This window comes from Catalinimonas locisalis (assembly GCF_038039535.1).
GTDB lineage: Bacteria > Bacteroidota > Bacteroidia > Cytophagales > Cyclobacteriaceae > Catalinimonas.
Genome location: NZ_JBBPHP010000007.1, coordinates 226,796 through 245,137, shown reverse-complemented (window position 1 = coordinate 245,137; position 18,342 = coordinate 226,796). Strand labels below are relative to the sequence as shown.

Genomic DNA, 18,342 nt, shown 5'->3' with positions numbered 1-18,342 from the left:
CCTATAAATTTCATTCTTTAAATGCTGTTTAAAACCCGATCTGTATACCTGCCAGGAAAGTCCGTGCCTGAGGAAACTGTCCATAATCCACACCTGTAGCCAATGAGGCATTCAAACCCTGGCGCACTCCTATTTCAGGATCATAGCCTGTATAATCAGTAATAGTAAACAGGTTTTGAGAAGAAACATACACCCGTACGTTGGATATAAATCCGTTGGCAAATGAGCCTAATAAATCTTGATTCAGCGAATAGCCGATAGTCATATTTTTTAAGCGCAAGTAGCTACCGTCTTCAATGTAGCGGCTAGAGATTCTGGAATTATTATTAGGATCAGAGTTTACCGCACGAGGTACATCAGTGTCGGTATTCTGAGGAGTCCAGCGGTCCAGTATGGCAACACCACCATTAAATAGTCTGGTCATTCCCTGCAAGTCGTAAATATTAGTATTCATGATTTCGTTACCTGACACACCTTGCAAGAATAAAGTGAGGTCAAATCCCTTCCAGTTCGCAGTCGCATTTAAGCCATAAGTAACATCAGGCAAGAAATGACCAAGATTGGTACGATCATCATTATTAATCACGCCATCATCATTGATATCTCTGAAGCGAATATCTCCAGCACTAGTACTGGAAGTCTGATAAGGAGACTCAGCGTCACCATCCAATGCATTAGCCTGCTCTACTTCCTGTTCGCTCTGGAAAAGACCTTCAACTTCCCATCCATAATAGTAAGCAATAGGCTGTCCTTCTTCGGTAAAAGTAACGGGATTACCTTCAAATGCGGGTCCAAATATGGAATTACCAATACCTAATGATGTCAGCTCATTTTCCACAAACGAAATGTTTCCGTTGACACTCCATTGAAAATCCCCTAGTGACTGATTATAACCCATGGTAATTTCTACACCTTTATTGACCACCGTACCTACATTAGCTACCGGGCTCTGATCGTAGCCTAATGATGGAGGAATCGGTACACCTAAGATCATGTCCTGCGTTTCGTTATTAAAATACTCAAAGCTGGCAGTGAAACGGTCCTCAAACAAACCTAAGTCAAAACCGATATTCGTCATTACAGTAGTTTCCCAACCTAGATCTGCATTTGCCAGCGCGTTTATTGTACTGGCAGGTTGTAGATTACCATTAAAGTTATAGAAGAAGTTCGGGTCAATAGTAGCCTGATAAGGATAATTACCTCCCGGTACATTCCAGTTACCAGTTTCTCCATAACTACCACGTATTTTCAAGTCGCTTAAGAAAGTAACTCCATCCATGAAAGCTTCTTCACTTATACGCCACCCGGCAGATACAGCAGGAAACAAACCCCATTTTTTTCCAGGGCCAAAGACTGAAGCTCCATCATAACGAACAGAGGCTCCAAACAGATATTTTCCCGCATAATCATAGTTCACCCTACCCAGATAGGAGATAATGGCTCTTTCATTTGCCGTTCCCCCTACGTTAGGATTTTCCACCCCATCCAGCACCTCAATATCATTAGTAATTGAGTTTTCACCGCTGCTGTTAATGCTTTCAAAATTAAAAGTCTGTTGCTCAGCCACTGCAATCGCATCAAGTGTATGTTCTCCAAAAGTTTTATTAAATGATAACTGATTGGAAATTAAGGGAGATACGAATGTGCTTCTCTGTTCACTGATTTGCGCTAAAGGATTAATACTGAAATCACCGGCGTTAAAGGCAGGTGTAAATTGGGAATTTTTACCATTATTTAAATCTAGACCGGCGAGGAACTTATACTTTAATCCGTCTATGATTTCTATCTCTAAATAAGCAGAACCCAAAAGTTTCAGATCTCTGTCATTGTTTTTACGCAAGGTTGCATTCATGACCGGATTTTCCGGGTCAGAACCATCTACCCTGTCCGGAGCACGAAAACCTCCCAGGCGGGTAGGGTCATAGATCGGAATGTAAGGCACGCTCTTGATCATATGCTCAATCTGAGAACGACCTCCTGAGAATGGCTCTACGTCACGGTCAGTATGACTTATTGTTAAGGTCTGACCAATTTTGACGCGGTCGCTAATATCAAACTCCGTATTGGCACGAAATGACAAACGCTCAAAGCCAGTACCCAGCATAATACCATCTTGTTGGAAATATCCACCTGAGACAAGGTAACGACTATTTTCCGAGCCCCCACTTACAGATATATTGTGTTCCTGTATGGGTGCCTCACGAAACATAGCTGCTTGCCAGTCAGTTTCCACTCCGGCAAACTCGCCTAAATTACCAAAGCGATCAGGGTAAGGCTCCCCGGCATTGTCAAAGAGGTCACGGCCATAATCCAGATATTGATTTCTGTTCAATAGGTCCAACTGCTTCCAGGCATTTTGCACACCATAATAAGACTCCAGGCTTACTTTCGGCTTTCCTGCTTCTCCCTTTTTGGTAGTAACCAGAATTACACCATTAGCAGCACGAGAACCATAAATTGCGGCAGCAGCAGCGTCTTTCAATATTTCAATTGACTCAATATCATTAGGATTTATGGAATTGATACCTCCGGCAGGCACACCATCAATGACATACAATGGATCGTTGTTATTCACAGTACCTATACCACGAATACGCACCAGTGGATTTGCACCGGGTGATCCGGTGTTTGTAACGTTTACTCCGGCAGCACGCCCCTGAAGTGCCGCATCAAAGCTAGGCACAGGCATCTCACTGATTTCTTTTGCAGATACCGAAGATATAGCACCGGTAACCCGAGCCCGCTCCTGCGTACCATAACCTACTACTACTACTTCACTCAAAGATTTGATATCAGGCAACAACTCTATATCAATTGTTGACCGATTGCCAACAGTCACTTCTTCAGAAGTGTATCCAATAGATGAAAATACTAACACACTCTCACTACTAGGTACAGTAATACGGTAGTTTCCGTCCAGGTCAGTGACTGTACCAGTCGTAGTTCCTTTTACCAGTACGTTCACTCCGGGAAGGCTTCCTTCTTCAGAAGAAGACACAGTTCCCGAGACTGTTCTTTCTTGCGCATAAGATGTTGTTACAGTCAGTAGCAGGCTCAACATTAAACCCGTTACAAACCGCCATTTTGTAAAAATACTCATAGAAATGTTGGTTAAACTAAAATAAAAACAATACCACTTTTAAGTTTTGGGATAAGACTCGTAAAAAAATAGTTATAAAGCATTAACACCAAACACTTAATAATTAGTACTAAAAATAAGTTAAGATTTAATATTTATCAAAAAAAAATCGTATGATTAAAAAATAAATAATTTCATAAAATTTTTAATGAATAATTCTGTATTTGACAATATATTCAAATTATTTTTATTCTCACACTAAAATATTGGCTTCTTTTTACAAAAATTGTAAAATCACCTTTTTAATATTTTCAATTTCCTGCAAGTTGACACTTAAGTTGAAAAGCCCTACTTTTCATTTAAGCTAATATACTGATAGATCAATCTATACGCCCTGTGAAAACGCTACTTCTCTTCTTACTCTGTTTTATATTTTCCGTGAACGTACACGCTAATGGAACTTCAGAATATCCTGTAAACGGCTTACTACAGAAAGCGCAAAGCTTTGAGGAAAAAAAAGAAACAGACAGTGCAGCATTCTACTATCTTCTGGCAGCTGAGGCATTCAACAAAAAGGCTGCATGGCAGGAAAGTATCAACGCCCAAAAGAAAGCGGGTGACCTGTATTTCGGCAGTCGTAAAAGTAAAGAAGTAATTGACAACTTTAACTATCTTCTGGACTCACTAAATTCCTACCTCAGCGATACTCTAATGGGTGAGTTATATTTTAAAATTGGAATCAGCCATGCCCGCCTTGCTCAGTTTGTAGATGCTCTGGAAAATCTGAAGCAATCCTGTGAGATAAGAGAGCAAGTGCTGGACCAGCATGATCCTGTTCTGGGAGACAGCTTTCATATGCTGGGTAGGGTGTATTTTACAGTTGGTAATTATCAGCAGTCACTACACTACCAGCAGAAATACCTGAAAATCAACCAGCACAATTTCCCCCCTGACCATATGGAGGTAAGTGATGCCCTACACTTCGTAGGCTTATCTTATAGCCGTTTATTTGAACATGACCTTGCCCTGGAGTACTATGCCAAATCTGCCAGTATCGTAGAAAATTCAGGAAAGGAGCAGCAGTGGGCCTTATCTCATATTTATAATAATATGGGGCTGGTATATGGACGGCAAAAGATGTTTGAAAAAGAGCTGGAATATTTCCTCAAATCGCTGGACATGAAGAAAAGCTTTGACATGTCTTATAGTGATGTTTATCACAACCTGGGCAAAACCTATATAGATTTGAAGCAATACCAGCAAGCTCACAATTTGCTTCACGAAGCCCTGCTCCTGAAAATAGCCGAAGTAGGTGAGCGTCATACTACAGTAGCAGGCACCTATTTTTACCTGGCAGAGTTACATAATGAGCAGCAACAGTACGATTCAGCCATCTACTTTGCAGAAAAATCATTAGCGATTAACCAGGATAATTTTGGAGAGAAAGGCACCGCCCTTGCTTTTGACTATAAGTTATTGGCTACCCTTTATCAAAAGCAAGCGGCCTGGGCACAGTCGCTTACCTATCTACAAAAATCCATTGCCTGCCTGCTTCAGGATTATGATAAGGAAGAACTGGCGGCAGTACCTTCTTCTGAAGAGCATGTCATTGATCACCTTACCCTTTTACAGCTTATGCATCAAAAGGGAGAAGTATTGATGCAGCGGTATATGGCTACAAAGCAAAGTGAGGATCTGCAACTGGCCTATCAGACCAGCCTTGCTGCAACCGATATGATAGACCATATTTATCGTAATTTTAATGATCCTGAATCTCGCACCTACCTGGCAGACAATGCCAATAAGATTTTAGAACTGGCACTGCAAGCTGCTTTTGAACTTCAGCAACAGGAAAATAATATTCAGTATCTACAGGCGGCCTTCCAGCTTATGGAGAAAAATAAGGCGCAACTACTTCTCCATAATATTACCACATCTCAATGGAAACAGCAGGCAGGTGTGGACGATTCTTTACTGGAAAAGGAGCAGGAGCTCAATGTCAAGCTGGCTTACTACGAAAAGCTCAGATTTGAAGAAGAAGGTCAGCAGAAGCCCGACACCGCCAGACTGAGTAAGTACAAAAATGAGATTTTTGCTTTACACCGAGAACAAGAGGCGCTTAATGAGTCCTTGAAAGAAAACTACCCGCAATATTTTCGCATGATGCATGAGCCCAATGACATCACCCTTGCAGAGGCACAAAAAAATCTAATTCAGAAAAATGAGCTGATGGTTGAATTTTTTCAGGGGTCTGACGCACTATATTGCCTCAGCATGGATAAACAGAACGTTAGAATGTACAGCATAAAAGCAGACAATCTTCCCGTAGAAAATTTATTGCAGGGTTTAAGAAATAGGGATTTTGTCACCTATAGTGAGTCTGCTTACACTCTTTTTGACCATTTGTTAAAACCCGTTTTACGGCAGCATCGCAGCGAAAAGCTAATCATCATCCCTGATGGAAGTCTGGGATATATTCCTTTTGAAGCTCTGCTGACTAAAGCGGTAGAAAATCAAAACAACGGAACTCATAATTACCGTTCCCTGCCCTACCTTATTCTGGATAAGGCCATCGCCTACCAGTATTCTGCACAACTATTGGCCTCTGTACAAGCAAAAAATTTCCGTAAGTTTGACCAATCATTTACCGGCTACGCGCCTGCTTTTTCAAAACAGCAAAATCCTTTACTTGCCACCCGCTCAGCCGAAGACAGACAGTTGGTAGATGAACTTGAGGCCTTACCTTTTGCAGAAGAAGAAGTACAATCTATTGCCCAATTGTTGAAAGGTAATATGCACTTAAGTCATCAGGCTACAGAAAAGAACTTTAAAGAAACTGCCAGCAACAGCCGCATCATTCACCTCGCTTCACATACCCTGATTGACGATCGTAACCCACTGTATTCACGGCTGGTTTTTGCTCCGGAAGCCGATAGCGATGAGGATGGGCTGCTCCACACCTATGAGTTGTACAATATGCAATTGAATGCGGATATGGTCACCCTAAGTGCCTGTAATACCGGCGTAGGTAAGATTCAGAAAGGTGAAGGAATCATCAGCCTGGCACGTGGGTTTATGTACGCGGGAGTACCCAACGTGCTAATGAGTCTCTGGGCAGTCTCCGACCGTTCTACCTCCCAACTCATGCAAAATTTTTATCAGGCACTTAATAATGGCAGTAGCAAAGCTGAGGCCCTGCGCCTGGCAAAACTGCAATATTTGGAAGAAGCAGATCCCAATACCGCTGCCCCCTATTACTGGAGCGGATTTGTGCTGATCAGCAACAATCAGGATGCGGCAGAAAGTAAGTTTCCTTTTCTTTATTTCCTTCTTCTTCTGATAGCCCTTATCTTGGCGGGTTGGTTTTTCTACAGAAGAAAATCAAACCGAAAAACTACCTAAAATTTCGTATAGATTGATATGAAGCATAGAAACATATTGTTAATCAGCTTACTGATTGTTTTTCCGTATTTAGCAAAAGCAGACGTCACTCTCCCTCAGTTTTTTTCTGATAACATGGTTCTTCAACGCGATATGGAAGTGCCTATCTGGGGCAAAGCCGATCGTAGAGAAAATATTACGCTCACCTTTATGGGCAAGGAATACACTACTCAGGCTGACAAAGATGGCAAATGGCGCCTTAACCTACCTGCTACTCCTGCGGGAGGACCTCATACCATCACCATTACCGGAGAAAATATCATCACGCTGGAGAATATTCTATTTGGAGATGTGTACCTGGCCAGCGGACAATCCAATATGGAATGGGAGCTATACAAAGTACCTGAAGGATTACAAACTGCCGGAGAGGCTAAAGACCATCCTGAAATCCGCCTGTTTCTGGTAGAAAAAAATCGTGCTTTTAAGCCTCAGGATGATGTACCTGAACAGCAGTGGCATATTGCTGATAGTACGCATGTACTGGATTTCTCTGCAGTAGCTTATTATTTCGGCAGACAATTACAGGAAGAAATCAACGTACCTATCGGGCTGATTGGCTCATACTGGGGAGGCACAGCCGTAGAAGCATGGATGAGTCCCGAAGTGCTGGATAGTATTCCCCGTTACAAAAGTATGCTTGACGCACTTGGCCGATATACCCAGACTGCCGATGAACTGGAACAGATGTTTTCCACTAATCTGGAAAGATGGGTAGAGCAGTCGGAAAGTGAGGATAGGGGATTCTCTGAAGGCTGGTACAGAGAAAGCTTTGACGACCAAAACTGGGAAAAAATGCAACTTCCCACCATCTGGGAGTTTGCCGGACTGCCTGAACACGATGGGTCTGTATGGTTTCGCAGGACTTTTTTCGTTCCAGAAGCCATGAGCAATAAAAATCTATATCTTCACCTTCCCCGTGTAGATGATCATGACATCGTTTGGGTCAACGGAAAAGAGATTGGCAGAGATAAAGGCTATCAGCACAGAGTATATCAGATTCCCCGCAGCTTACTGAATAACAGAGAAAATATCATTGCCGTTAGAGTATTTGACTCAGGCTATCAGGGCGGCATCTGGGGAAATAAAGAAGAATTTTACATCACCGACCGCAGCCAAAAAATAGCCTTGAGCGGAGAATGGAAATACCGCAAAGGGGTCAGTTGGGATGAACTACCTGTCCGTCCCAATACAGTTTTTAGCGGTTCTACGCCCATGATGCAGTACAATGGCATGATTGCTCCTCTTATTCCTTTCGCACTAAAAGGTATTATCTGGTACCAGGGAGAAAGTAATGCAGGAAGGGCTTATGAGTATCGTTCGCTTTTTCCTAGCATGATTCGTGATTGGAGAAGGCGGTGGCAACAGAATGAATTGCCTTTTCTATTTGTGCAATTGGCAAATTACAAGCAGCCTGACAAAGAACCACAGCCCAGCGAGTGGGCAGAGCTTCGCGAAGCTCAGGAAATGGCTTTATCTCTACCCAATACTGGAATGGCTACAGCCATTGACCTGGGAGAAGCTGACAATATCCACCCTGCCAACAAAAAAGAGGTAGGCAGAAGACTGGCACTCACCGCCCGCGCTGTCATCTACGATGAAGAGATTATCCACCAGGGGCCGGTATTTGATTCCATGAACATTGAGGGTAATCAGATTGCAATCACCTTTGAAACCAATGGATCTCCTCTAAAAGTAGATGATCTTTACGGTTATGTTAAAGGTTTTTCTATTGCGCGGGAAGATCGCGAATTTGTCAGAGCCAAAGCTTATATTCTGAACGACAGCACAGTAATGGTTTATCATGATACAATGATGAACCCGGTAGCAGTGCGCTATGGATGGGCAGACAATCCTGAAGATACCAACCTGTACAATGAGGCGGGTTTACCAGCTTTACCCTTTCGTACTGATGATTGGCCGGGAAAAACCTATGAATCAGCGGAGTATAGTTTAAAATAGTTATTAATACTCAAAACATCTATGGATTTATCTAGTTCTCCGAGTATACACTTTTTAAACTTTATAATTATGAATTACAGAGATCTTTTATCCAATAAACCTATAGAGAGTCAGGATTATCCATTCAATAGCATTGAATTTTTTGATGAAGACAAGGTTAAAGACAAAATGTATGTGGATAAATCCAAGCTTAAATCCGATGCTGAAGATAAGCTAGAGAAGGCGGTAGATAGTTATTTGGGAGAGCATCCCGAAATCAAGAAAGCAGTAGCTTACCGTGAAGAAGCACCGGAAAAACGTTTCGCTTTCCGCGAATTCGGTAGAAACTAATATTGATATTTCGTTAAGTACCTAACTCCTGAGCTTTTGTTCAGGAGTTTTTTTTATTATTTACATTTAACTCACTTCTAATCCATGTCCAAAAAAATATCTGATGAGTTGAAAGAGGCGATTCTTCATATGCCGGATAAAGAAAAAGATAAGCTACTGATTCGTCTAATTAGCAAAGATCCTATGCTGATTAAAAAACTTCACCACCAGCTTTTGGAAGATGAGGTAGATATGGAAGCAAAAAGAGATGAATTGATGCAGGGAGCTTCCTCCGTCTTTTCCAGAGAAGACTTTCATCACTGGACGCATACGCCTGGCCTGGTGATGATGGTTTTAAGAGATTTTAGCGGAGCGATCAGCCAACATGTCAAAATTACCAAAGACAAATACGGAGAAATACAGCTTTTGGTCTTACTGGTAAACCTGCCTTTCCGTAAGCAATCTACTATTCTATATGAAAATCAGCATCGTGCAGATAAGTTTGCCGAATATGTCTGTAAAAAAGCACAAACTGCCCTGAAGAAGCTAGAGAAGATGGACAGAGACTTCTACCTGGAGTTTGACAAAGATGTAAACGAGATGTTAGGCCACCTCAAAGCTTACCCTCCTACCTCAAGGCTAATGAGCACCTACCATTTACCTCCTTCGTGGGAGTATTGAAGAAGATAAAAGCTGGAAGCGGGAAGTCAGAAGTTTAAACTTCCAGCTTCTAAATTCAGGCTTCCAGCTTCACTACTTCCCAAAAAATATCCCTCCCACTACTGCTCCAATTCCGGCCAACACAAAAATCAGCCAGATCGCATTGCTGGCAAAAAAGGTATCACTGATGTACAAACCTATCAGAGCACCTATGGTGGCACCCGATAGAGCTTTGGCAATCAGCGGCATACGTGTGGTTTCTGACATAATCAGTTCTTTTGAAATCAAAGATAACAACAACAGAATGAGGAGCTTGTCTGCTTTATGACAACTTTATTTCAGCCAATCTTTTAGGGGCGCAGATAGTCCTTCCTGTGCTTCAGGATAAATAACTGTAAAACCAGAAGGGTTAGGATAAAAATCGCGTACAAAAGACCATTCTTCTTCAAAAACTTCCGGCTGTACCGCTTCGCTGATATGGTTTTGGGGATTGACAATGAGCAGTTTTCGTGGAGCGATTGTAGCCGCCAGGTCTACCAGATCATATCCATTTAAAGCTCCTGCTACACTTCCGGGAACCCATTCCGGATCATAATTTTCGTGCTCTACCAGCGAGGCATAAGAAAGCAGAGGTTCTACCAATGCAATCCTGTCAATGGCAGGCTCAAAAGTGGCAGCATGTAACAATGCAGGGGTCAAAGTGCTATGTGCGATAGCAGTAATTTCTGCCTCGTCACCTTCCTCCTTTATATGTTTTACCATTCTCACCATATCGGCTGCCTGTCGGGCCACAATGCTTTGGTTGACCAGTATGGAAGCAAACCACTGATTGTAGGATACCCCTTCAATATAAGCATCGCCTTTCAGATAGCCGGGACCTAGTTCACCAGCCCCCAAAACATCGGCTGCCAATACAGTAAACCCCTGCTTCACCAGACGCTCAATTTCTTCTCCTTTACCTGCCTGCGATGCTTTACCTTCCGGATGAAAATACAGCACCACTTGCTTACTTTGCCCTGCATCGGGTACAAAAAGCAGATAAGGATTTACATGCTCCTCCCCTATCATGAGATACTTTTGCACCTTATAACCTTCCCGCTGATACTGACCGGCAAAATGTACTTCAGTTGCAGACTGAGGTGCTTCATAGCCTGAAAGTGAAGTTGCTTCCTGTATGATTTTTTCTGGCTGTAAGCTTGCTCTTTGCTGTTTAACCTTAGCTTTCTTCTTTTCAGATGCCTCCCGATTTAGCTCAAACACGTTTTTGCTATCCAACGCAGTAGCTACCTGTCCGGTAGAAGTAACTTGAAGTTCTTCAAGGGTAAACAAAGGAACATCTTCATCCTTTGCACTACCAGGGTTTTGTAAATGCCTTTGAAAGAAAGCATACATCGCTTCCCGGTTTTTTTGAGTTGAGCCATGTACATGATCATCTTCGCTCATGGCAATGTTTTGTTCAGCCTCAAAAGCTTTGTAGGCTTGTTGCACTTCATCATAGGCCCTCCTTGCGCCTTCTATGCTAAAGAAATCCCGCGTAGTACTGATGATCATGGCAGGCTTGGGTGCTCTTACTTCCAGCAGATCCGCCAGGTCCAACCCCTGCTCTATGAAATACATAAAATTCTGCTCGGCATCCTGTGGACCTTTGGTTTTGAGCAGAATATCCAGACTGGTAATGTAGGCCTCGGTGGCAGCCGCATAGATTCTATCGTCAAAGGCAGCAATGTAAGCGGTCTGTGTCCCTCCTCCCGAACGCCCCGTCATGCCTATACGCTGGGGGTCTACTTCAGGACGGGTGAGCAGATAATCTACGCTGCGAATACCATCCCAGATCATATATTTTGCCAATGAACTGCCGGAAATAAAACACTGCGCTCCGGCATAGCCATGTTCTTTGGTGGGACCACCAATCTTAGACTCTTCTCCGTCTGCTTCAGGATACTGCATACGCTCACCTTGTCCCAGTGGATCAAAAGCAAGCACGATAAAACCTTTGTTTACCAGGTTCAGGATTTTGTGCTGATAGGTATCGCTGCGAAAGCCCAGAGCAGTATGTCCGCTACAATAAATGACCGATGGAGCTTTTCCTTCTAAATTCTCAGGCATAAAAAGCGCTGCTGTTACATAAAATCCCGGCTGAGATTCGTATACCAGCTTTTCCAATTTTACGCCATCTTTCACCAGTGTTTCGGTGACCTGAGGATTAAGCGGAGTTTTCTCAGGAAAAGGCCCTACAATCTTCATCAGCTTTTCTCTGACTTCTGTCTGTCTTTGTTTCCATGCTTTCTCTGTTTTGAGACCAGCTATATGTTTAGCCCTTTGCTCCAGCATTGCGGAGGCTTCATCTACCATCTCTTTGTAAAGGGCGTTGGACTGATCTCCATAGTACTGGTAAAAATTCAGCAGGGAAAGGTCTTCTTCCTGGGCCTGAACTGCAAAGCTGAATGACAAAGCCAGCAGAAAAATAATACTGCTTCTCATTTAAGCTATGGTTTCGCTGATGTCCACTAAATACATCTGTCGCTGATTGTTCTGATGGGTAGAATCAAAGATCACCTGCGTACCCTGCTGATTGGAACGAGGGTGCAGATCGCAACGCCATTCTCCAGTAAAATGCTTGGGTTCAAAAAATTTACCCAGCACTACCTTTCTGTCAGTGGGCACATGATATAGATAGAGGGTTTGCCGCCTTCCCGGATCACGATAGGGATAAGTGTCGTTGAGAATCCATTCGTTGTTAGTATTAGGCACATAAGTGTTGTGGCCGTTTTCCACCATTTTGTCAGGGCCTACAATCTGAACCTCATCCGTTTGGTCTTTGAACAGATAAAAAGCTGCCAGTTTTCCTTCCGGCTGTGTCCAGGCACAGATATGCTGAGGGTCACGCCAGATGAAGTGAGAAGTGTTGCCCGAAGGGTCCAGCACATAAGGATCACTGCCATCCATATTGGCGGTAAACATACGGGTGGTAAATCCGCGGTTTACCTGCTCCATGCTGTTGACCGGAGCTTCGCGCCAGCGGTGCAAAAAGATAAAGCGCTGATTGTCGGGGCTTACCAGCAGATGGTTGAAGTAGTGCCATTTGTCTTTCAGCGATTTTCCCTGGTAAGGAATATCTGCCGCCTCGGCCAGTGAAAAGATCAGCTTGGACTCACCCGTCTGCAAATCCATACGATAAATGCCAATATCCTGCGGTGCTCTCTGGTCAGCATAAGGATCAGGGATGCCTGGATAACCGTATCCGGGACGCATATTCTGAATACGGTTAAATTCCGTACCTACCGCATATTTTCCGTCCTGGCTCAGTGCATAGATGGCTTTGGGTAAGGTACGCTGCTTTCCGGTTTTCACATTCAGTACACGACTGATAAACTGACCGTCTTCCTGATCATTCCAGATTACTTCTTCGGAAGAACCGGGAATCCACTGTAGCATACAGCCCTGCTGCCAGCCCCAGGCATTGCTTTCGCCGATTTCAATCCAGCGGTCATTATCCTGCAGGTCTACCATCCCGATTTTGATGATGTCTTTTTCGGTAGGTGAACGCATAGGAATGTCTACTTCCATGCCCAGCGCATGGCGACCGGAGGGGTCTACCTGCCATTTGTCATAATAACCAAACCAGTGAGATTTTGGGCCCTGGGTAAGCTGGCGAACAGGAAATTCCTGCATACTGCTTTTCAAAAAATGAGGGTCGAGGCTCAAGCCTAAGCCCATACAGCCAGCTTGTTTGAGAAATTGTCGTCTATCTTGCATGTTTTACTCGGACGCAAACTGTCTTACGTCATTATTTTAGGTTGTCAATAGTATATTTTTGAATTTAAGAAAAAGAATGTCAATAGTGGTAATTGAGCACAAAGGAAGTTGAGAATATAGGTTTTTAGCTCAAAATCATTCGGGTGAAGCAGTAAGCCATTCATAGCTAAAGCTGACAAAGACATTTTGGGTATAGTCATCTTTTTCAAAAAAAAGCCCAATCTCGCCATTCTCCAAAATTGAGAGAGAGGAATAAGCTGCTTCTCCGGGATAAATCACTTTACCATCTGACCAGTGCTGCCCCTCATCATAGCTGACGCGTACATTCAGATTTTTTCGGCCCTCTTCAGATTTGAGGTTAGAGAAAACTAAGCAGTTACGCATTTTCCCGTTTTTCTCAAAAGCATAGCGAATCAAGCTGGCATTGCAGCCAGGATCTATTAATGTTGAATCGGGCTGGCTTTCCCAGCTTTTACCCTCATCATCAGAGATATGTACGTATCGCAGGCCCAGCTCATTCACCCTGCTGTTGATCATCCAACGACCATCAGAAAGTTCTACGATTTTGGATTCATCGGCAGGCTGTATGGGCGTGTCAATCACAAACCAACTTTTGCCATGATCGTCACTGCCATAGATGTACAATCCTTTATCCAGGTTTACGAGACAATGTAAAAGCTTACCTGAGCGGGTTTGTATTCCTCTTCCGGAGGTAATGAATTTGAAATCCTGATGCCAATCCGCTTTAGTAATTTGAGAAGTAATATCCTCAGGCTCACTCCAGGTCTTTCCATGATCTTTGCTTCTGACCACATGCAGGTAATATACATCCTTCTCTTTCCGCAAATCCATAAAATTGTAGAAAAGGAATATCTCCCCGGTCACCTCATCCAGAATGAAGGAAGGGTCGGAAGCAGATTGACCCAATGGAAAATCAACAATAGTTTCTATCTCTGACCAGTTCCTTCCGTGATCCTTACTTCTGCGCAACACAATATTGATATCTTCGCTCCACTTTAAATCACCGCAGGAAGGCACCCTCTCGTCAATTGCCGCCAGTAAATTACCATTGGTAGCGGTAACCAAAGCAGGAATACGATAACAGGCAACATCATCCTGATCCGCAGCACTAAACAGTTGCTGATAAGTGCCAATACCATCAGTTAAAGTAGCCTCTTTACTCTGGGCAAGGATAGGTGCGTATAGCAAAAAAGTGAATAAACATAGGAGCAGGCTGTTCTTCATCTGGCATCAGTTATTGTCGGATATCAATTTATGATGCGTATGTCAAATTTTAAAGAAAAAATGGCAACACAACTGAAAACGTAAATTGATAATGCTTTATCGCATTCTTCTTAAAACTGTAAAATAGCAAAACGACAGGATAAACCTGCCGCTTGGATGAAGGAAACTTACTATTTACCGATTTTGATTTTATACTACTTCTTCTACCGGAGAAACTTTATGGTTAGGGCGGTAGAATTGCATGAGCGCATAGCTGGCCAGAAATCCGGAAGTTATCCCTTCTATGGTAATGGTAAAAGCGATTAGTGCAGGATTTAAAAAGTCGCCAAATGGCTCTCGCTCACGTATTACCTCCATAAATTCCGGAGAAATGACAGTCACGTATAGTGTGACCAGCACTGCAAAGAGCAATACGCCTACTGCCGAGGTAAGCACTCCTAATCCAAAGCCTTTAAAATACACCAGATTCTGGCCTTTGTATTTCTTTTTATAATGTTTTATAGCCATGAGCACAAAACTGAACAAAATAAGTATGTTCAATGCTCTCAGTTCCAGGTTGTGTTCCAGCCCAAAAGCTTTCATCAGAAAAAAGAAGCCCACCAGAGCGAGTGTCATTAGTACTCCGTATCTGAGGGCGAGTCGTTCTATCAAATTATCTTTCTTGGTATCATTCATATCTATGTATCTTTTGGAGATCAAACCACTGATAGCATAACATGGCAATACCATACTTGTTTAGTAAATAAAAGTATTTGGTTAAACAAAAATGAATTAAAATAAAGTAATCCCTCTTTGCGTTTATTTGTTAGCCCCTTGATGTAAGACATACTAAAAAGAGCCAGGTATCTATAACATGCTTTTCAAGCCACTTTTCATCTGAAAAATTGTGTTAATCTCTTCTTCACTCAATGCCCTGTTAAATATAGCGAGTTCGTCCATCAGGCCTACATAATTGATTCCCAGCCGAATGGTAGCTTTCTCCAAATCCCAGCTAAAAGGTTCGGTGATATTTTCCTGTGCTCCCTGTGATTTACCATTCAAAAAGAGTGTAGCTCTTCCCTGACCGGTATTCAGGTGAGAAAAACGTATCACTACATGCGTCCATTTATCCCGGCTGAAGGGCATTGCTTGTGCATCAACCAGTCTATCCAGAAACTCAGGGTGATCGCCGCCTTCCCCACCTCCCGGATTCCATACTTCAGCATCACCAAACACGCCCATCCTAAAATCACGGGGATTTTTATCGCTGAAATCTACCCAGAGGGAAGCATCATCGTAACCTTCATCGGTGATCTGTATGGGGTCGCAGTAGCCCGGTGCCAGATCCTGACTGGGCGCAAGTTGCAGCCAGAATGAGACAGTACCACTCCAATCCTCTTTGGAGTATGCTAAATTTTCAGCGGCCTTGAAAAATAAGACATGATCATTTTTGCTGGTAAAATCCAGACAGGCTCCCGATACACCCTGCTCATTAACCATATGAATATATTCACTTTGCAAACCCTGCTCCCCTTGAGGAAGTTGATCATAGCTCTTTGCAGTATAAATTTCAGGATTACCCCTGGCAAAATCAGCATCCGCTTTTTCATCAAATGAGGCATAAAATGTAAGCGACTCTTTCAGGTTTTGTGACTGAGCTATCCCTGTGGAAATTAGAATGGTTAGAAGAATCAGAAAGAATAAAGTTTTCATCTCTTTTAGGTTGGTAGTTAGTAGGAGATGAATTTAATAAAAGTCCATGAGATGATGGTGAGAAATTAATTTCTAATTTATTTCCAGCCAACTCCTTATATTAAAATACAAACACAGATGTATGCTCTATCAGGACTTGACCTTCGCTTCATCTAATTTACGCTTACTGAATCTTTCTGCAATAAGGGCAATGATGAGTATCTGGGAGATGTGATAAAGCATTATCGGTAAAATGAACAGACTGGCATTGGGACTATTGCCAAACATTACTTTGGCCATCACTGAGCCATGCACAAGAGACTTTTTAGACCCGCAAAACAAAGCAGTGATCCTGTCTTCAGTGGAAAAATTTAATTTTTTGGCAATAAGATCTATCAGCAGCAGCATAAGAAAAAAGAAAGCTAAAACTGAGATGTAAAGTAACAAAAAGTGTGTCCACTTTAGCGCTGAGAATAACTGTGCGATGAAGGAAGCACTGAAACTAGCGTATACGATAAGTACAATAATGGACTTATCAAAAAGGCCAATGAGTTTGGTATGTTTGATGGCAAACCTGCCAAATCGGGGATGTAGCAAAATACCTAAGCCGAGAGGTAGTACAATTTGCAGCATCAACTTGGAAAATACGTCCAGAAAGGAGATGCCCTGCATTTCTTCTACAATTAGCCCCAGCCATAAAGGTGTAGCCACTACTCCTATCAGACCTGAAATACTGGCGTTAAAAATAGCTCCGGGTATATTGCCTCGGGCGATGGAAACCATGATGACCGAAGAAGAAACGGTAGAAGGTAAAACTGCCAGAAAAAACACACCTACCCAGAGCAAATGGAGTGTCTCGTCCTGTATCAATGGCTTAAAAGGAAGTACCAGCAGGGGAAATAGCACAAACGTACTGAGTTGAATCAGGATGTGCAGTCGGTAGTTAGTGAGACCTGTTCTAAAACTTTCAATGGAGAGTTTTAGCCCGTAAAAGAAAAAGATCAAGCCAATACCAATATCCGTGACCTGATCCAGGGCGAGGAGTTCGGCACCTTGTGGAAAAAGATAGGCTACAATCATCGCCAGAAAAAGCGATAGTATAAAGCCATTGATGTTGATGCCTCTTATCCTCATGTGCAATGGAGCATTCTGTAGAGCTAATATTCACTACAAAAGTAAAGAATAGAAAATAAGGTTAAAGTCTGTCAAACTATTTTTGTTGTGCCTGGGCAGATTTATCTCGCGATAAGGTTTTACCCTCTCCATTTGCTGTCAGCACTTAGTTATTTACCGATTAAGAAAAGCTTCCAGCCAATTGGAATGGGCTTTCATTTTTACAATCAGTAAAGGGATATCTTTGGAGATAGTCGTTAGTTTTTCAGTAACTGAACCGAGTAACAGCACTTCAGCGTCGCTCTTTCCTTTAGCCCCTAAAATTATCAGCCCTGCTTCATAATACTGTGCCCAATGGTGAATTTCTCCGGCTATATCTTCTTTCTCCACCAGTTTGTAATGACATTCTCCCGTATCTTCTTTACCAACCGCTTTTTCCTTTAGCTTTTTGAAAGTTTTTTCCCCATAATCCAGATATCCCTGACGATACTTATCCATGTTCCGAGGCAGATAGGGAAAATATTGAGGGGGCAACGTATATAGATGCAGATATTTCAATTCTGAGCTAAAAAACTGTGAGATTTTATGGGCTGATTGTATGACAGGCACTGCGCTTTTGGAAAAATCAAGCGGGGCAATGATCTCCTTTATCGGATATTTTGCCGATGAAGGCACTAACATGGCAGGGTGTCCGCTCAACTGAAGGAAGCGTATGGAGAAAATTCCCTGTCCTTCTTTCTCCGTTTTGTTGCCCATAATGCATAAGTCTACATTATGCTCATTTACCCACTTGACAATATCATTCACCCCCTGGTTCTGAAATATTTTAATTTTTATCTCAGCCCCACTATCGCTGAGATAGTTGTCTATATCTTCCCTGATTTCCTCTTTCACCAGCTTTTCTACAGGTTTGCTGGTTTCGGGATACAAGTCCTGAAGTTCTTTAGGAGGTTTATCAAGCAATATATTGTGAATCAGCAAAATATCTTTTACCGGAAAAACTTCGCACAGATAAGCCACATACTTTAAGAGGCTCTTATCCATTTCGGTCATGTCCAGGCAGACGAATAATTTCTTAGGTATATCCATAATACTTTGTTCAAGTTGAA

At 42.6% G+C, this 18,342-nt stretch carries 13 protein-coding genes; 4 read left to right on the top strand and 9 right to left on the bottom strand.

Annotated elements, in window-relative coordinates; translation table 11 throughout:
• Window positions 1-28: 28 nt before the first annotated feature.
• A complete protein-coding gene (locus WJR50_RS12165; protein WP_341293552.1) occupies window positions 29-3,100 on the bottom strand; it encodes a SusC/RagA family TonB-linked outer membrane protein in 3,072 nt (1,023 codons plus the stop codon).
• A 375-nt stretch (window positions 3,101-3,475) separates the two neighbouring features.
• Between WJR50_RS12165 and WJR50_RS12160 the strand changes: the two genes are divergently transcribed.
• From WJR50_RS12160 to WJR50_RS12145, 4 genes are all read left to right on the top strand, one after another.
• Window positions 3,476-6,481, top strand: a complete 3,006-nt coding sequence (locus WJR50_RS12160; protein ID WP_341293551.1) for a CHAT domain-containing protein — start codon at window positions 3,476-3,478, stop codon at window positions 6,479-6,481.
• An 18-nt stretch (window positions 6,482-6,499) separates the two neighbouring features.
• Window positions 6,500-8,479 (top strand): sialate O-acetylesterase, encoded by a 1,980-nt coding sequence (locus WJR50_RS12155; protein WP_341293550.1) that lies wholly within the window; start codon window positions 6,500-6,502, stop codon window positions 8,477-8,479.
• 69 nt (window positions 8,480-8,548) lie between these two features.
• Complete coding sequence (locus WJR50_RS12150) at window positions 8,549-8,809, top strand: hypothetical protein (protein ID WP_341293549.1); 261 nt, start codon at window positions 8,549-8,551, stop codon at window positions 8,807-8,809.
• 84 nt (window positions 8,810-8,893) lie between these two features.
• Complete coding sequence (locus WJR50_RS12145; RefSeq protein WP_341293548.1) at window positions 8,894-9,469, top strand: hypothetical protein; 576 nt, start codon at window positions 8,894-8,896, stop codon at window positions 9,467-9,469.
• Window positions 9,470-9,541: 72 nt separating this feature from the next.
• Here WJR50_RS12145 and WJR50_RS12140 read toward each other — a convergent pair whose 3' ends face one another.
• The 8 genes from WJR50_RS12140 to WJR50_RS12105 all read right to left on the bottom strand — a co-directional run bounded on the left by WJR50_RS12140 (window position 9,542) and on the right by WJR50_RS12105 (window position 18,322).
• Entirely contained in the window at window positions 9,542-9,715 is a 174-nt protein-coding gene (locus WJR50_RS12140) for a hypothetical protein (protein ID WP_341293547.1), read from the bottom strand.
• Between the two features lie 66 nt (window positions 9,716-9,781).
• Window positions 9,782-11,929: an alpha/beta hydrolase gene (locus tag WJR50_RS12135; protein WP_341293546.1), complete on the bottom strand. Its 2,148-nt coding sequence runs from the start codon at window positions 11,927-11,929 to the stop codon at window positions 9,782-9,784.
• Window positions 11,930-13,204: a hypothetical protein gene (locus WJR50_RS12130; protein WP_341293545.1), complete on the bottom strand. Its 1,275-nt coding sequence runs from the start codon at window positions 13,202-13,204 to the stop codon at window positions 11,930-11,932.
• 135 nt (window positions 13,205-13,339) lie between these two features.
• Window positions 13,340-14,449 (bottom strand): sialidase family protein, encoded by a 1,110-nt coding sequence (locus tag WJR50_RS12125; protein WP_341293544.1) that lies wholly within the window; start codon window positions 14,447-14,449, stop codon window positions 13,340-13,342.
• Window positions 14,450-14,638: 189 nt separating this feature from the next.
• Window positions 14,639-15,124, bottom strand: a complete 486-nt coding sequence (locus WJR50_RS12120) for a DUF4199 domain-containing protein (RefSeq protein ID WP_341293543.1) — start codon at window positions 15,122-15,124, stop codon at window positions 14,639-14,641.
• 171 nt (window positions 15,125-15,295) lie between these two features.
• The gene (locus WJR50_RS12115; protein ID WP_341293542.1) at window positions 15,296-16,141 is read right to left on the bottom strand and encodes a LamG-like jellyroll fold domain-containing protein; all 846 of its coding nucleotides are present in this window, start codon (window positions 16,139-16,141) and stop codon (window positions 15,296-15,298) included.
• Window positions 16,142-16,270: 129 nt separating this feature from the next.
• Entirely contained in the window at window positions 16,271-17,254 is a 984-nt protein-coding gene (locus WJR50_RS12110; RefSeq protein WP_341293541.1) for a bile acid:sodium symporter family protein, read from the bottom strand.
• 153 nt (window positions 17,255-17,407) lie between these two features.
• Window positions 17,408-18,322, bottom strand: a complete 915-nt coding sequence (locus tag WJR50_RS12105) for a universal stress protein (RefSeq protein WP_341293540.1) — start codon at window positions 18,320-18,322, stop codon at window positions 17,408-17,410.
• Window positions 18,323-18,342: the final 20 nt, after the last annotated feature.

What these genes read in the sequence shown, in the direction of transcription:
- WJR50_RS12115 (WP_341293542.1), bottom strand. Translation starts at nt 16,141, where the DNA reads ATGAAAACTTTATTCTTTCTGATTCTTCTAACCATTCTAATTTCCACA.
- WJR50_RS12110 (WP_341293541.1), bottom strand. Translation starts at nt 17,254, where the DNA reads ATGAGGATAAGAGGCATCAACATCAATGGCTTTATACTATCGCTTTTT.
- WJR50_RS12145 (WP_341293548.1), top strand. Translation starts at nt 8,894, where the DNA reads ATGTCCAAAAAAATATCTGATGAGTTGAAAGAGGCGATTCTTCATATG.
- WJR50_RS12135 (WP_341293546.1), bottom strand. Translation starts at nt 11,929, where the DNA reads ATGAGAAGCAGTATTATTTTTCTGCTGGCTTTGTCATTCAGCTTTGCA.
- WJR50_RS12130 (WP_341293545.1), bottom strand. Translation starts at nt 13,204, where the DNA reads ATGCAAGATAGACGACAATTTCTCAAACAAGCTGGCTGTATGGGCTTA.
- WJR50_RS12150 (WP_341293549.1), top strand. Translation starts at nt 8,549, where the DNA reads ATGAATTACAGAGATCTTTTATCCAATAAACCTATAGAGAGTCAGGAT.
- WJR50_RS12125 (WP_341293544.1), bottom strand. Translation starts at nt 14,449, where the DNA reads ATGAAGAACAGCCTGCTCCTATGTTTATTCACTTTTTTGCTATACGCA.
- WJR50_RS12140 (WP_341293547.1), bottom strand. Translation starts at nt 9,715, where the DNA reads ATGTCAGAAACCACACGTATGCCGCTGATTGCCAAAGCTCTATCGGGT.
- WJR50_RS12165 (WP_341293552.1), bottom strand. Translation starts at nt 3,100, where the DNA reads ATGAGTATTTTTACAAAATGGCGGTTTGTAACGGGTTTAATGTTGAGC.
- WJR50_RS12155 (WP_341293550.1), top strand. Translation starts at nt 6,500, where the DNA reads ATGAAGCATAGAAACATATTGTTAATCAGCTTACTGATTGTTTTTCCG.
- WJR50_RS12120 (WP_341293543.1), bottom strand. Translation starts at nt 15,124, where the DNA reads ATGAATGATACCAAGAAAGATAATTTGATAGAACGACTCGCCCTCAGA.
- WJR50_RS12105 (WP_341293540.1), bottom strand. Translation starts at nt 18,322, where the DNA reads ATGGATATACCTAAGAAATTATTCGTCTGCCTGGACATGACCGAAATG.